Consider the following 15,157-nt stretch of genomic DNA (forward strand, 5'->3'; position numbering starts at 1 on the left):
TCATCCGAGGCAGGTGCCGCGTGACGACAACGTCCCCCTCTCCGGTCCGTCCGGAGGACCGTTCCCTCGCGGAGTTCGGCTACCGCCAGGAACTCCATCGCAGCCTGGGCCGGTACGCGTCGTTCGCGGCCGGGTTCTCCTTCATCTCCGTTCTGACGACCGTCTTCCAGTTCTTCGCCTTCGGATACGCGTTCGGCGGCCCCGTCTTCTTCTGGGCCTGGCCCGTGGTGCTGCTCGGCCAGCTCATGGTGGCCGCGTGCTTCGCGGAACTGGCCGCCCGCTACCCCATCTCCGGCGCGATCTACCAGTGGTCCTCCCGGCTCTCGAACGCCACCTTCGGCTGGTTCGCCGGCTGGATCATGGTGATCGGACAGATCGTGGTCGTCGCGGCGGCGGCCCTGGCGCTCCAGATGGTCCTGCCCGCGATCTGGTCCGGCTTCCAGATCGTCGGCACCGACCCGGCACCGACCTCACCGGACGGCGCGGCCAACGCGGCCCTGCTCGGGGTGGTCCTGCTCGCGCTCACCACCCTGGTGAACGTCCTCGACAACCGGGTGATGTCGGTGATCAACCGGGTCGGTGTGACCGCCGAGATCATCGGCGCGGTCCTGATCGTCGTCCTGCTGCTCACCCACTCCGAGCGCACCCCGGGCATCACCTTCCACACCGAGGGCGCGGCCCAGTCGGGTCTGCTCGGGGCGCTGCTGGTCGGCTCGTTCACGGCGGCGTACGTGATGATCGGCTTCGACAGCGCGGGCGAGATGAGCGAGGAGACGCGCGATCCCCGCCGGACCGCGCCCCGGACGATCCTCACCGCGCTGGGCGCCGCGGGGCTGCTGGGCGGCCTGATCGTGCTCGGCGGGCTCCTCGCGGCGCCGAGCCTGAGCGACGGGCACCTCGCGGTCGACGGACTGAGCTACGTCCTGACGAGCAGCCTGGGCGACGGGGTCGGCAAGGTGCTGCTGGCCGACGTCGTGGTGGCGATCGCGGTGGCCACCCTCGCGATCCAGACGGCGGCCTGCCGGATGCTGTTCTCCATGGCCCGCGACGGCGAACTGCCCTTCGCCTCCCGGCTCGCCCGCGTCAACCCCCGCACCGGCATGCCGGCCGGCCCGGCGCTCGTCGTCGGCACCCTGGCGGCGGCCCTGCTGCTCCTCAACTTCGCCTCCCCCGAGGCGTTCCTGGCCATCGGCACGACGTGCATCGTGATGCTGTACCTGGCCTACGCGATGGTCACCGGGCCGCTCCTGATCACCCGTCTGCGCGGCGGGCTGCCCGCGTCCGGCACCGACGAGAAGGGCGCCCCGCTCTTCTCCCTGGGCCGCTGGGGCGTCCCCGTCAACTCCCTCGCCCTGCTGTACGGCCTCCTGATGGCCGTCAACCTGGCGTGGCCCCGCGCCGCGGTGTACGACCCGGCGGGCGGGCACTGGTACTTCCAGTGGTTCACCGTGCTGTTCCTCGGCGTGACCCTGGCGGCCGGGATCGCCTACCGGGCATACAGGTCCCGCACGGGCACGGCGGTCGCGGCGGACGGCGAGCGTGAGGTGACCGCCGTCGCCGGGTGACAGGTCACGGGTCACGGCTGACGGCTGACGGCTGACGGCTGACGGCTGACGGCTGACGGGCGAGGTGACTTCGGTCGCGGCGTGACGATCTACGCTGGCGGGTGATGAGACGTAAGAACCGGATCCCGCCGACCCCCCTCCCCCAGCGCGAGGGGGTGGACCCCGTGCGGGTGCGGCTGCCCGCCGACGGCGGGTGGCCGACCGTACGGGAGTACCTGGTGGGGCGGCTGAGCGGGGCGGCGGACGGCGAGGTCGACGCGATGTTCGCCGCCGGGGAGGTCGTCGGGGCCGACGGCCGGGCCGTGGCGGGGGACGCGGCGTACGTGCCGGGTCTGTATGTGTGGTTCCACCGGGAGCTGCCCTACGAGGTGCCCGTGCCGTTCCCGATGACCGTGGTGCACCGGGACGAGCACATCGTGGTGGCCGACAAGCCGCACTTCCTCGCCACCACGCCCCGCGGCAGCCATGTCACCCAGACCGCGCTCGCGCGGCTGCGCCGGGAGCTGGGCATCCCCGGACTCGGCGCGGCGCACCGCCTGGACCGGCTCACCGCGGGGCTCGTGCTGTTCCTGGTGCGGCCCGCGGAACGGGGCGCCTACCAGTCGCTGTTCGGCGAGCGGCGGGTGCGCAAGGAGTACGAGGCGATCGCGCCGTACGATCCCTCGCTCGGTCTGCCGCGGACGGTGCGCAGCCGGATCGTGAAGGAACGCGGGGTGCTGGCCGCCTACGAGGTGGAGGGCGAGCCGAACGCGGTGAGCCAGGTCGAACTCGTCGAGCGCGAGGGGGCGTTGGGCCGCTACCGGCTCACCCCGACCACCGGGCAGACCCATCAGCTGCGGGTCCATATGAACACCCTCGGCGTGCCCATCCTGGGTGATCCGCTGTACCCGGTCGTGACCGCCGCCGTGCCGGCCGGTGACTTCCGGCGACCGCTCCAACTGCTGGCGCGGTCACTGGAGTTCACCGATCCGGTCACCGGGGTCGAGCACCGCTTCCGCAGTACGAGGACGCTCGGGGCCTGGTCCTCGTACCGCGAGTGGGCCGGTCAGTAGCCGCGCCACCACAGCAGGAACCGCCGCCAGGCCCCCATCGGCCGCACCGGCTCCGACGCGGCAGCGGGCCGGGGCACGGCAGCGGGCTCGGGCGACACCGGCGGGGCGGTGACGGCCGGGCGGGGCGGGGCGGCGACCGGCGCGGACGGCTCCGGGGTGCCGACCTGCCAGGTCGGGCGCTGCGCCGGGACGGCGACGGGGGCGGGCTTCTCCATGATGTCCTGCTGCGGCTTGGGCTCGAAGCGGACGGGGAGTTCCACCAGGTGCCGTGAGGAGATCGACTGGCGCCACTGCAACTCGTCCTCGTCGCAGTCGAGCCGGATGTCGGGCAGCCGCATCAGCAGCGCGTCGACCCCGGTGTCGGCGATGCCTCGGGCGATGTCCTGGCCGGGGCATTCGTGCGGGCCGCTGCCGAAGGCGAGATGGGAGCGGTTGCCCTGCATGTTGGCGTCGAGGTCGGGGCGGACCCGGGGGTCGACGTTGCCCGGGGCGATGCCGAAGAGGAGTCCGTCGCCCTTGCGGATGCGCTGGCCGCCCAGTTCGGTGTCCTGCTTGGCGTAGTAGGCGAAGACCGTGCTGAACGGCGGTTCGTCCCACAGGGACTGCTCGACCGCCTCCGGCACGGTCATCTGGCCGCCGTTGAGCTGGGCGCGGAAGCCGGGGTCGGTCAGGACCATGCGCAGCACGTTGCCGATGAGGTTGACGGTGGCCTCGTAGGCGGCCATGAGGACGAGCCAGAGGTGGGTGGTGACCTCGTCGTCGGTGAGCTTGGCGGGGTGCAGGACGAGATGGCTGGCGAAGTCGTCCAGGGGCTGCTCGCGGCGGCGTTCGGCGAGGCCCTTGAGGACGCCCATGACGTAGCCCTGGCTGGCGTTGGCGGTCTCGGTGCCCTTGAGGAGGTCGCGGGTGGCCTGGACGAGCCGGTCGCTGTAGTCGTCCGGCATGCCGAGGATCTCGCACAGGATCGCCATCGGCAGATGCTCGCTGAACTGGCTGATCAGCTCGGCCTCGCCGGTCTCGCAGAACTCGTTGGCCAGGCGCTGGGTGTGCCGGTTGATGTGGCGGCGGATGGCGCGGTGGTCGATGGTCGACATGGCGCCGGTGACCGCGCCGCGCAGCCTGAGGTGCTCGTCGCCCTCGGCGTAGGAGCAGATGGGGGCCCAGGCGATGTGCGGCATCATCGGGTGGTCGGGCTTGACCATGCCCTCGCCGAGCGGGCCCCAGACCCGGCTGTCGCGGCAGAACTGCGAGGGCGTGCCGACCAGATGGAGGTTCTCGGCGTGGCCGAGGACGATCCACATCGGCACGTCGTCGTGGAGCAGGACGGGTGCCACCGGGCCGTGCTGCTCGCGGAGTTGCTCGTACAGGCCCTCCAGGTCCTCCGCCTCGGGACCGTAGAGCCGGTGCAGTCCGCCGGGGCCGAGGCCGTGGGCGGGGCAGCCGGGGGGCGGGCCGGTCGTCGGGCCGGCACTGGTCGGGGAGTGGGATTCAGGCGTCACAGTGGTCGCTCCGAAGAGGGTTCCGGTTGCGGGGAGTTCGGGTTATCTGAGGGCGCCCGTCATGGCGAGCGAGTGCAGGAAGCGCATCAGGGTCATCAGGACGTCCCGGCTGGAGGCCCGGCGGCGCGCGTCGCACTCCACGATGGGGATGTCGGGTGCCAGGTCGAGCGCCGTGCGCAGGTCGGCGAGGGGGTAACGGGGGCCGTCGGGGAAGGTGTTGACGGCGATGACGAAGGGCACGCCGCGCTCCTCCAGCCGGCCTATGACGTCGAAGCTGACTTCGAGGCGGCGGGTGTCGACCAGCACCACCGCGCCGAGCGCGCCCTCGAACAGGCCGTTCCACAGGAACCAGAAGCGCTCCTGGCCGGGGGTGCCGAACAGGTACAGGACGAGCTGGTCGGTGATGCTGATGCGGCCGAAGTCCATCGCCACGGTGGTGGCGGTCTTGGTGTCGGAGCCGTAGTTGTCGTCGACCCCGATCCCGGCCTGGGTCATCGTCTCCTCGGTGGTCAGCGGTCTGATCTCGCTGACGGAGCCGACCATCGTCGTCTTGCCGACTCCGAAGCCGCCCACGATCACGATCTTCACCGCGGCCTGGGCCGTCTGCGGCAGATGGTCCTCGGACCGTGGGCCGGGGAGGGTGTCAGAGCCTTTGAAGTCCATGCATCACCGCTTCGAGGAGGGAACGGTCGGGAAGCGCCTGGCGGACGATCGGGGCGCGCGCCTGCACCAGTTCGCCGGTGAGCATCTCGGTGAGCAGCACGGTCATCACACTGAACGGGAGGTTCAGATAGGCCGACAGCTCGGCCACCGAGAGCGGCGCCACGGTGAGCCGGAGCACCGCCGTCTGCTCGGGCGAGGCGGAGTGCGGCGGTTCGGCGCGCGCCACGATTAACGTGACCAGGTCGAGGTCGGCGCGCTCGCCGTCCGGCCCCGCGACCACGTACAGCCGCTCGGGGGCCTTGCGGTCCCGCTCGCCCTTGGGCGGGGGAGGCGGCCGGTGCTGGGGGAGGCGCCTCTGGCGTTGCGGAGGAGTCATACGGTCTGGCCGTTGCGCCGGGGCGGGCTGGTGAGATGGGCGCCGATCCGGACGACGAGGTCGCGCATCCGGTTGCTCATCAGGCCCGGTTCGGCGACGACGTCGGACAGGACGGCGAGATAGGCGTTGGGGCCCGCGGCCATCAGGTAGAAGTAGCCGCCGTTGATCTCGATGAGGACCATCTTCATGCGGCCGTCGCTGCCGGGGATCTCGTGGGCGACCGCGCCGGCGAGGCTCTGCAGCCCGGCGCAGGCGGCGGCGACGCGGTCGGCGGCGTCCGGGTCGCCTCCGTAGCGAGCGATGCGCAGGCCGTCCGCGGAGAGCACCACGATCATCTCGATGCCGGGCACCCCGTCGGCGAGATCCTTGAGCATCCAGTCGAAGTTGGCTCGCTGCTGGATCACTGGTGGTCCCTCTCGTCGTCGGCCTCGACATGGGCCGGCTCGGTGGTCGGCTGGGTGACCGCGGTCGGGTCCGGGTCGCCCTTGAGTCCGTTCCAGAACGCCTCGACCCACAGGCCGGGTTCGGGTTCCTTCTCGGGCTCGGGTTCGGGCGTGGGCGCGGGCGTCGACCAGATCGACGGCTTGCCCTCGCGCGCGGCCTGCTCCTCGGCGGCCTGTTCGGCGAGCCGCTGGCTGAGCGGGACCTTGACGCGGCTGCGGCGCTGGGGCAGGCCGCCCGCGGTCCATTCGGTGACCTCGGGGACCTCGTCCTCCATGGAGACACCTGCGGGGATGCGGGGGCTGGTGGGGCGGCGGCGCTTCGGTGCGCGCTTGGGACCTTCGAGCGCACCGGGCTGGGGTTTGGGCAGGGCGGTGGCGCCGATGCCGTGGGCGAGTCCGGGGGCGGGTTCGCTGGTCATCATCTCGCGCGGCACGATGAGGACGGCGCGGACACCGCCGTACGCCGAACTGCGCAGGGAGACCTGCATGTTGAACTGGGTGCACAGGCGGCCGACGACGGCGAGACCGAGCCTCGGGGAGTCGCCGAGGTCCTGGAGGTCGTGGCCGGCGAGGGCGCGCTCCAGCATGCCCTCGGCACGGGCGCGGGCCTCCTCGCTGAAGCTGACGCCGGCGTCCTCGATCTCGATGGCGATGCCGGTCTGCACCTCGGTGGCGGTGACGTGCACCTTGGTCTGCGGCGGTGAGTAGCGGGTGGCGTTGTCGAGGAGTTCCGCGGCGGCGTGGATCACCGGTTCGACGGAGATGCCGCGGATGTTGACCTGGGCGATCGACTCCAGCTTGATGCGGCGGTACTCCAGGATGCGGGACATGGCGCCGCGCAGCACGCTGTACAGCGGGACGGGCTCGGGCCACTGGCGGCCGGGCCGGCCGCCGCCGAGGACGGAGATGGAGTCGGCGAGGCGGCCGATCAGGGCGGTGCCGTGGTCGATGCGCAGCAGGTCGTCGAAGACCTCGGGGTTGCGGCCGTGGTCCTCCTCCATCTCCCGCAGTTCCTTGGCCTGCTGGTGGACGATGGCCTGGACGCGGCGGGCGATGCTGACGAAGGAGCGCTGCGCGGAGTCGCGCAGGATGTCCTCGCGGTCGATGAGGTCGAGGACCGTGTGGAGCAGCATCAGCTGCGGCTGGGGCAGTTCGCGGTAGGAGGGGTCGATCAGGCCGAGGTCGCGGATCACCTCCGAGGGGCTGTTTCCGGATCGCAACCGGTAGATCGCGTGCGGGGTGACCTCCTGGGCGAAGCGGAGCATCTCCTCCTCGTGGGAGGCGACCCGCCGTTCCAGATACGCACTGTCACGAGCGTGTCGGGCCCGCGCGTCACGCAGGGCCCGGCCGCGGCGCACCGCTTCGGTCGCTGCCGCCAGCACCAGGAGGGTGGCGACGGCGCCGGTCCAGCCGACGGCCGCACGGGCCGGCTCCGACACCAGGGCGGCTGCGGTTCCGGTCGCCGCGGCCATCAGTATCGCGGGCAGCAACAGCACGCGCGCGTAGGGAAGTTCACGGCGTCCGGGTGGGGATTGAACACTCACCATGTAGGCCCTCTGAAAATCGGCTGGGAGGAGCACAATTAGGGAACAAGCGCACGAATCCATCTCAACTCGGTGCGCTGCGGGCGAGCTTAGTCCGACCGGATCATCGCTGTGTCATATTCAGCAAGCACCTGAAATCGGACGTGAGGCAGGAGTAACCTCAGCCCCATTTGCACGCTGCGGCAACGCTTGCACACGGTGCGTCACGGCGTGGGGGCATCCCGAGATGACTCACCGTAAAGGGTGAAGATCAGACTCCGGCGATCCGCAGGGCCGCGTCCGCCGTAGCCTCCGCAAACGCGGACACGGGGCGTTCGGGTCCGGAGCGGTGGACGAGGATGACCCCCTCGATCAGCCCGAACACCAGGTCGGTCCGCAGGTCCAGCTCCGTCTTGACCAGCGCCCCGCCGGCCGGGGTCGCGGCGAGCAACTGCCGGTAGGCGTCCTTGAGTTCGGCGCGCACGGCATGGAAGCCCGCGAACCGCTCGGTGCGCACCTCGGGCAGCAGATAGAGCCCGCCGAGGTTGTACGGACCGGCGCACAGCAGCTCCACGTCAGCGCGGCACAGCCGCCACAGACGTTCCCCGGCGGGGGCGGTGTCGTCGGCGAGCAGTTCGCGCGCATAGGCCAGCGAGGGCGTGACCGTCGACTCCAGGAGCGCGGCGAGCAGCTCCTCCTTGCCGGAGACGTAGTGGTACATGGAGGCCTGGCGCATGCCCGCGCGTTCGGCGACGGCCCGGGTGGTGGTGGCCGTGTAGCCGCTGGTGGTGAACAACTCGGCGGCGGCCGTGAGCAGTTCGTCGCGCGGCTGGAGCCCGCTGTCCGGACGCCCGGCGGCCCGGGGCCGTCCGACGCGGCGGCCACTGCTCGTTCCCATGCGGTCGATCCTCGCACACCGCCCCGTCCGGTGATCGCGGGCGCCGGGCGCGGTGAGCCGTCGGTAACCGACGGGCAACGCGGCGGCAACGCCGGTGACGCGGCCACTGCCTAATTTCTGTCGAGCGACAGAAACACCGGACGGCGGAAGCGCCGAGCGACCCGGACGCCGGATGGCAGTAGCGCCGACCGACGCGGACGCCGAGCGGCGCAAGCGCCGAGCGACAGAGACACAGCAAGACAAACGACGAGTGTCCGACCGGACACCGCAGCCGAAGGCAGGTCCCGCGATGGCGACACAGACCACGTACGGAGCCCGCGATCACGCCCGCGCCCAGGAGGGCGCCCACGCCGAGGCCATGCCCGTCGTCCCGGCCGCCGACTGGCCCGCGCCACCGTGCGAGGCCGGGCACCTGGTGTGGGCGGAGACCGTCGCGGGCGGCAACTACACGCACCGGGTGCTGGCACGCGGCACCGAGCTGCGCCTGACGGACGCGCACGGCGACGCCTGCGCGCATCTGCTGCTGTACGTGGCGGACCGGCCCTGGGAGCGCCTCAACGTCGCCGACACGGTGAAGGTGCAGTGGAACGCCTACCTCGGCGAGGGCCGGCTCCTGCTGTCCGACCAGGGCAGGGTGCTGGCCTCGGTCGTCGCCGACACCTCCGGGCGGCACGACGCCCTGTGCGGGACCTCCACCCTGGTGCGCAACACCGCGCGGTACGGCGACGGCACCCCCCAGTCGGCCTCCCCCGCCGGACGCGAGCTGTTCAAGCTGGCGGCGGCGAAGAACGGCCTGGGCCCGCGCGACCTGCCGCCGTCGCTCTCCTTCTTCCAGGGCGTGGAGGTCCGCGAGGACGGCGCCCTGGACTTCACCGGCTCGGCCGGTCCGGGCGGCAGCGTCACCCTGCGCGCCGAACAGGACCTGACCGTGCTGATCGCCAACGTGCCGCACCCGGCCGATCCGCGGGCCGCGTACGTCAGCACCCCGCTGGAGGTCCTCGCCTGGCGGGCCGCGCCGACCACCGCGGACGACCCGCTGTGGCAGGCCACGCCCGAGGGCCGCCGCGCCTTCCTCAACACCGCCGAATTCCTCGCCGCCAGGGGGCTCGCATGAAGACCGTCGTTCCGGAGCGCGCCGCTTGGTCGGCGGTCGTCCGCGCGGGCGAGACGCTCACCGTCACCGATCTGCACGGCAACCAGGCCGTCGACTTCCTCGTCTACGACGCCCACGACACGTCCGTGCGCTACAGCGCGCCGGACACGATCCACGCCCAGGGGAACATCTTCCTGACGACGGGCAGCGTGCTGCTGTCGAACGAGCACACCGCGCTGATGACGGTCGTCGCCGACGCGGTGGGCCGCCACGACACGGTCGGCGGCGCCTGCTCCAAGGAGTCCAACACCCTGCGCTACGGCCACCACACCTGGTCGCAGCACGCGTGCGTGGACAACTTCCTCGCCGAGGGCGCGAAGCACGGCCTCGGCAAACGCGATCTGGTCTCCAACATCAACTGGTACATGAACGTGCCGGTCGAGAAGGACGGCACTCTCGGCATCGTCGACGGGCTCTCCGCGCCGGGGCTCGCGCTGACGCTGCGCGCCGAACGGGACGTCCTGGTCCTGGTCTCCAACTGCCCCCAGATCAACAACCCCTGCAACGGCTTCGAACCGACCGCCGTGGAGATGACGATCGAGGCCGCCGGATGACCTTCGACACGCTGCTGGTCGCCAACCGGGGCGAGATCGCCGTCCGCATCATCCGCACGGCCCGTGAACTGGGCCTGCGCACCGTCGCGGTGTACTCCGACCCCGACCGCTCGGCCCCGCACGTCCGGCTCGCCGACGAGGCGGTCCGGCTGGGCCCGGCGCCCGCCAAGGAGTCCTACCTCGACGCCGACCTGGTGCTGCGGGCCGCGAAGGACACCGGGGCGGGCGCCGTCCACCCCGGGTACGGGTTCCTGTCCGAGGACGCCGCGTTCGCGCGCCGCTGCGAGGAGGCGGGGATCGTGTTCGTGGGCCCGACGCCGGAGCAGCTGGAGCTGTTCGGCGCCAAGCACACGGCCCGCGCGGCGGCCGAGGCGGCGGGCGTCGCCCTGGCCCCCGGCACGGGCCTGCTGGCCTCCCCCGCGGACGCCCTGGCGGCGGCGGAGCGCATCGGCTACCCGGTCATGCTCAAGGCGACCGGCGGGGGCGGCGGCATCGGTATGTCGGCATGTCGCTCCGCCGCCGAACTGGCCGACGCCTGGGAGCGGGTGCAGCGCGTCGCGGCGGCCTCCTTCTCCTCGGCCGGCGTCTTCCTGGAGCGGCTCGTCGACGACGCCCGCCATGTCGAGGTCCAGGTCTTCGGCGACGGCACGGGCCGGGTCGTCACCTTCGGCGACCGCGACTGCTCCCTCCAGCGCCGCAACCAGAAGGTCCTGGAGGAGGCCCCGGCCCCCGGCCTGCCCGACCGCGTCCGCGAACGGCTCGCCTCCTCCGCCCGTGAGCTGTGCGCCTCGGTCGGCTACCGCTCCGCGGGGACCGTCGAGTTCGTCTACGACGCCGCCCGCGAGGAGGCCTACTTCCTGGAGGTCAACACCCGCCTCCAGGTGGAGCACCCGGTCACCGAGGAGATCTACGGCGTCGACCTGGTCGCCTGGATGCTCCGCCTGGCCCGCGGCGAACGCGACGTCGTCCGCGAGCCGGGCGCGCCGCGCGGTCACGCCGTCGAGGCCCGCGTCTACGCCGAGGACCCGAGCCGCGACCACCGGCCCAGCGCGGGCCTGCTGACCCGGGTCGCATACCCGCAGGGCGTCCGTGTCGACGGCTGGGTGGAGACCGGCACCGAGGTCACCACGGCGTACGACCCGATGCTGGCGAAGGTCATCGCGTACGGCCCCGACCGCGCCCACGCGCTGGCCCGCCTCGACGAGGCCCTGGCCCGCACCCGGGTCGACGGCATCGAGACCAACCTGGGGCTGGTGCGGGCGGCGCTCAAGGACCCCCGCTTCACGGCGGGTTCGCACTCGACGGCCACCCTGGCGACGGTCACCGACCCGACCCCGCGCATCGAGGTCGTCTCCGGCGGCACCCTCACCACCGTGCAGGACCATCCCGGCCGCACCGGCTACTGGCAGGTCGGGGTGCCGCCGTGCGGCCCGATGGACGACCTGGCGTTCCGGCTCGGCAACGAGGCGCTCGGCAACCCCGAGAGCGCGCCGGGACTCGAATGCACCCTCCAGGGACCGGTGCTGAGGTTCACCCACGCGACGACCGTGTGCGTGACCGGCGCCCCGGCCGAGGTGACGGTCGACGGGGCCCCCGTACCGCAGTGGGAGCCGGTGACGGTACCCCCGGGCGCGGAGCTCTCGGTCGGCGCACCCCTCGAACACGGCCTGCGCACCTACGTGTTGTTCGCCGGCGGCCTGGACGTGCCCCTGTTCCTCGGCAGCGCCAGCACCTTCACGCTGGGCCGGTTCGGCGGCCACGGCGGCCGGGCGCTGCGCACCGGGGACGTGCTGCACGGCGGCGGCACCGCCGAGGGCGCACCGGTCGCCGACCCGCCCTCGTACGGCTCCGTGTGGCACATCGGCGCCGTCGAAGGACCGCACGCGGCACCGGAGTTCTTCACCGAGGACGACATCCGCGACTTCTACGCCGCCGAGTGGAAGGTCCACTTCAACTCGGCGCGCACCGGGGTCCGGCTGGTCGGCCCGAAGCCGCGCTGGGCACGCGCCGACGGCGGCGAGGCGGGGCTGCATCCGTCCAACATCCACGACACCCCGTACTCGGTCGGCGCGGTCGACTACACGGGCGACATGCCGGTGCTGCTCGGCCCGGACGGCCCCTCGCTCGGCGGATTCGTCTGCCCGGCCACGGTGTTGAGCGGCGAACGCTGGAAGCTCGGGCAGCTGCGCCCCGGAGACACCGTCCGGTTCACCCCGGTGGACGTCGACGGATCGGCCCGCGCGGAGATCGTCGACGGCGGGATCCTGGCCCGCGACGGGGACGTGACCTACCGGCGCAGCGGCGACGACAACCTGCTCGTCGAGTTCGGGCCCATGCAGCTGGACCTGGCCCTGCGGATGCGGGTGCACGCCCTGATGGAGGCGGTCGCCGGACAGTGCCTGGACGGGGTCACCGACCTCACCCCCGGCATCCGCTCCCTGCAGATCCAGACCGACCCCGGGCGGCTGCCGCAGCGCGAACTCCTGGAGACGGTACGGGAGATCGTCACCTCACTGCCCCCGACCGACGAACTCGTCGTCCCCTCCCGGACGGTCCACCTCCCGCTGTCGTGGGACGACCCGGCGACCCGTGAGGCCATCGCCCGCTACATGGCCGGGGTGCGGGACGACGCGCCCTGGTGCCCGTGGAACATCGAGTTCATCCGCCGCGTCAACGGCCTGGACTCGGTCGACGACGTGTACCGCACGGTCTTCGACGCCGAGTACCTCGTCCTGGGCCTGGGCGACGTCTACCTGGGCGCCCCCGTGGCCACCCCGCTGGACCCCCGCCACCGGCTGGTGACGACGAAGTACAACCCGGCCCGCACCTGGACGGCGGAGAACTCGGTCGGTATCGGCGGCGCCTACCTCTGCGTCTACGGCATGGAGGGCCCCGGCGGCTACCAGTTCGTGGGGCGCACGACGCAGGTGTGGTCGCCGTGGCAGCAGCGCGGCGCCTTCGAGGCCGGTTCGCCCTGGCTGCTGCGCTTCTTCGACCGCATCAAGTGGTATCCGGTCGACGCGGACGAACTCCTCGACCTGCGGGCCGACATCACCTCCGGACGGTTCGTGCCCCGGATCGAGGAGGGCACCTTCTCCCTCGCCGGGTACCAGGAGTTCCTCGCCGAACACGCGGACTCCATAGGGGAGTTCAGGGCCCGCCAGCAGACCGCCTTCGCGGCGGAGCGGGACGCGTGGGAGGCCGCGGGCGAGTTCGCACGGGCGGAGTCGGTGACGGCCGCGCCCGCGGCGCCCGCCGAGGTGACGGTCCCCGCGGGAGGGCGCCTCGTCGAGGCCGAGTTCGCGGCGTCCGTGTGGCAGGTGAACGTCTCCCCCGGCGACGAGGTGACGGCCGGGCAGCCGTTGCTCGCGCTGGAGGCGATGAAGATGGAGTCCAGGGTGCACGCGCCGGCCGACGGCGTGGTGGAGCGGGTCCTGGCCAGGCCGGGCGACCAGGTGGAGGCGGGCACGGCCCTGCTCGTCCTGGCCCCCGCGGCGGGCTGACACAGCGAGGAGCAGAGACATGACCGTGGTGAACCGGGTCCGTGCCGCCTACGCGCGCATCGAGGCCGTGGACCGTCCCGAGATCTGGATCGACCTGCGGGCGCGGGCGGAGGCCGAGGCGGAGGCCCGCGCGATCGACGAACGGGTGGCGTCCGGCGCCCGGCTCCCGCTCGCCGGACGGCTGCTGGCCGTCAAGGGCAACATCGACGTGGCGGGCCTGCCCACGACCGCGGGCTGCCCGGCGTACGCCTACCGGCCCGCGGCGGACGCGCCGGCCGTCGCCCTGCTGCGCGCGGCCGGCGCGCTCGTCCTCGGCACGACCAACCTGGACCAGTTCGCGACCGGCCTGGTGGGCACCCGCTCCCCCTACGGGGCCGTGCGGAACTCCCTCGACCCGGCGCGGATCAGCGGCGGCTCCAGCGCCGGTTCGGCGGTGGCGGTCGCGCTCGGCCTGGTCGATCTCGCGCTGGGCACGGACACGGCGGGCTCGGGCCGGGTCCCGGCCGCCTTCAACGGCGTCGTCGGCCTGAAGCCGACCCGGGGCCTGGTCCCGACCGAGGGCGTCGTCCCGGCGTGCGCGTCCATCGACTGCGTGACGGTCTTCGCCCGCACCCTCCCGGAGGCCGAGCAGGCCCTCGCCCACATGGTCACCGTGGCGGCTCCGGCGCTGCCCGGGCGCACTCCCGGCCCGTGGCGGATCGCGGTCCCGCCGACGGAGCAGCTGGGCGAGCTGGACGCGGGCTGGGCCGAGGCGTACGAGGAGGCCGCCGCCCGGCTGGAGGCCGCCGGCGCGTCACTGCGCCCGATCGACCTGTCCCCGTTCACCGAGGCCGCCGCGATGCTCTACGAGGGCGCGTTCGTCGCCGAGCGCTACACCGCCGTGGGCAGCTTTGTCGACAAGGCGCTCGCCGAGGGCGGCGAGGCCGCCGCGGGGCTCGACCCGACGGTCACCGGCATCATCACCCGGGGCCGTGACGTCCCGGCCCACCGTCTCTTCGCGGACCAGGCTCACCTGGCCGCCCTGCGCACCCGCGCGCTGGCCGAACTGGCCGACGCGGACGCTCTCCTGCTCCCCACGGCCCCAGGGCACCCGACCCTGGCGGAGGTCGCCGCGGACCCGCTGGGCGCCAACGCCCGGCTGGGCCGCTTCACCAACTCCACCAACCTCTTCGACCTGGCGGCGGCAGCGGTCCCGGCGGGCGAGGTCGACGGCCTGCCGTTCGGCGTCATGCTCATCGGCCCGGCGCACACCGACGACCGGCTCACCCGGATCGCCGCCCTGCTCCAGCCGCGGACCGAGGTGGCGGTGGTGGGCGCCCATCTGACCGGCCAGCCGCTCAACCCGCAGCTCCTCGCCCTGGGCGCCCGCCTGGACCGTACGACGGCCACGGCACCGGTGTACCGCCTGCACGCTCTCACCACCCGGCCGCCGAAGCCGGGCCTGGAGTACGTGGGCGAGGGCGGGGCGTCCGTCGAGGCGGAGGTCTGGAGCCTCCCGGCGGAGGGGCTGGGCCGGCTGCTGGCCGCGCTGCCCCGCCCGATGGCCCTGGGCAGCGTACGGCTGGCGGACGGCACCGCGGTGCCGGGCTTCCTGTGCGAACCCGGCGCCTTGAAGGACGCCGAGGACATCACCGCACACGGAGGCTGGCGGCACTACCTCGGGCACCGGGAGGTGTGAGGGCGCCCGGGGCGTCGGTCACGCCACCGACGAGTAGGCGACCACGCCCCGCAGCAACTGGTCGACCGCCTTGCGCGCGTTCCTGGCCACGGTCGAACCCTCCCTGGAGGGCGCCGCTACCTGGATCACCGGACCGGGTGAGGTCCCCGCTCCCTTCGGGGGGGGCGCGGGACGCTGCGTCCTTCTTCCGGGCGGGCCGGGGCACGGTGCCGTGCCGCTCCCCGGCCGGCCACATCGACACGCGGAGGCG

At 72.9% G+C, this 15,157-nt stretch carries 11 protein-coding genes and 1 pseudogene; 6 read left to right on the forward strand and 6 right to left on the reverse strand.

What is annotated here, in order from left to right; translation table 11 throughout:
- Positions 1-20: 20 nt before the first annotated feature.
- Positions 21-1,565 carry an amino acid permease gene (locus ACIPSE_RS35850; RefSeq protein ID WP_401671191.1) on the forward strand — a complete coding sequence of 515 codons (1,545 nt, stop codon included), beginning with the start codon at positions 21-23 and terminating at the stop codon, positions 1,563-1,565.
- Between the two features lie 104 nt (positions 1,566-1,669).
- Positions 1,670-2,617 (forward strand): RluA family pseudouridine synthase, encoded by a 948-nt coding sequence (locus tag ACIPSE_RS35855; protein WP_401671193.1) that lies wholly within the window; start codon positions 1,670-1,672, stop codon positions 2,615-2,617.
- Here the strand turns inward: ACIPSE_RS35855 and ACIPSE_RS35860 are convergent.
- The 6 genes from ACIPSE_RS35860 to ACIPSE_RS35885 form a co-directional block, all read right to left on the reverse strand.
- Positions 2,611-4,116, reverse strand: coding sequence for a cytochrome P450 (locus ACIPSE_RS35860; RefSeq protein ID WP_401671196.1), 1,506 nt, complete (start codon positions 4,114-4,116; stop codon positions 2,611-2,613). The genes ACIPSE_RS35855 and ACIPSE_RS35860 overlap by 7 nt on opposite strands.
- A gap of 42 nt (positions 4,117-4,158) precedes the next feature.
- The gene (locus tag ACIPSE_RS35865; RefSeq protein WP_401671198.1) at positions 4,159-4,779 is read right to left on the reverse strand and encodes a GTP-binding protein; all 621 of its coding nucleotides are present in this window, start codon (positions 4,777-4,779) and stop codon (positions 4,159-4,161) included.
- Complete coding sequence (locus ACIPSE_RS35870; protein ID WP_401671201.1) at positions 4,760-5,155, reverse strand: DUF742 domain-containing protein; 396 nt, start codon at positions 5,153-5,155, stop codon at positions 4,760-4,762. The genes ACIPSE_RS35865 and ACIPSE_RS35870 overlap by 20 nt, the downstream gene beginning before the upstream one ends.
- Complete coding sequence (locus ACIPSE_RS35875) at positions 5,152-5,559, reverse strand: roadblock/LC7 domain-containing protein (protein WP_401671204.1); 408 nt, start codon at positions 5,557-5,559, stop codon at positions 5,152-5,154. Before ACIPSE_RS35875 ends, ACIPSE_RS35870 begins: the two co-directional genes overlap by 4 nt.
- Positions 5,556-7,145, reverse strand: a complete 1,590-nt coding sequence (locus ACIPSE_RS35880; RefSeq protein WP_401671207.1) for a sensor histidine kinase — start codon at positions 7,143-7,145, stop codon at positions 5,556-5,558. Before ACIPSE_RS35880 ends, ACIPSE_RS35875 begins: the two co-directional genes overlap by 4 nt.
- Before the next feature lie 247 nt (positions 7,146-7,392).
- Positions 7,393-8,019 carry a TetR/AcrR family transcriptional regulator gene (locus tag ACIPSE_RS35885; protein ID WP_401671210.1) on the reverse strand — a complete coding sequence of 209 codons (627 nt, stop codon included), beginning with the start codon at positions 8,017-8,019 and terminating at the stop codon, positions 7,393-7,395.
- Positions 8,020-8,308: 289 nt separating this feature from the next.
- On the opposite strand from ACIPSE_RS35885, the gene ACIPSE_RS35890 reads away from it, so the two are divergent.
- The 4 genes and pseudogenes from ACIPSE_RS35890 to atzF all read left to right on the forward strand — a co-directional run.
- On the forward strand, positions 8,309-9,133 hold the full coding sequence (locus tag ACIPSE_RS35890; protein ID WP_401671212.1) for an urea amidolyase associated protein UAAP1: 825 nt from the start codon (positions 8,309-8,311) through the stop codon (positions 9,131-9,133).
- Positions 9,130-9,726, forward strand: coding sequence for an urea amidolyase associated protein UAAP2 (locus ACIPSE_RS35895; RefSeq protein WP_401671214.1), 597 nt, complete (start codon positions 9,130-9,132; stop codon positions 9,724-9,726). The genes ACIPSE_RS35890 and ACIPSE_RS35895 overlap by 4 nt, the downstream gene beginning before the upstream one ends.
- Positions 9,723-13,229 carry a 5-oxoprolinase/urea amidolyase family protein gene (locus tag ACIPSE_RS35900; protein ID WP_401671217.1) on the forward strand — a complete coding sequence of 1,169 codons (3,507 nt, stop codon included), beginning with the start codon at positions 9,723-9,725 and terminating at the stop codon, positions 13,227-13,229. The genes ACIPSE_RS35895 and ACIPSE_RS35900 overlap by 4 nt, the downstream gene beginning before the upstream one ends.
- Before the next feature lie 13 nt (positions 13,230-13,242).
- Positions 13,243-14,907, forward strand: a pseudogene (atzF, locus tag ACIPSE_RS35905) (allophanate hydrolase); the annotation flags it as partial.
- Positions 14,908-15,157: the final 250 nt, after the last annotated feature.

This window comes from Streptomyces sp. NPDC090106 (genome assembly GCF_044747265.1).
GTDB lineage: Bacteria > Actinomycetota > Actinomycetes > Streptomycetales > Streptomycetaceae > Streptomyces.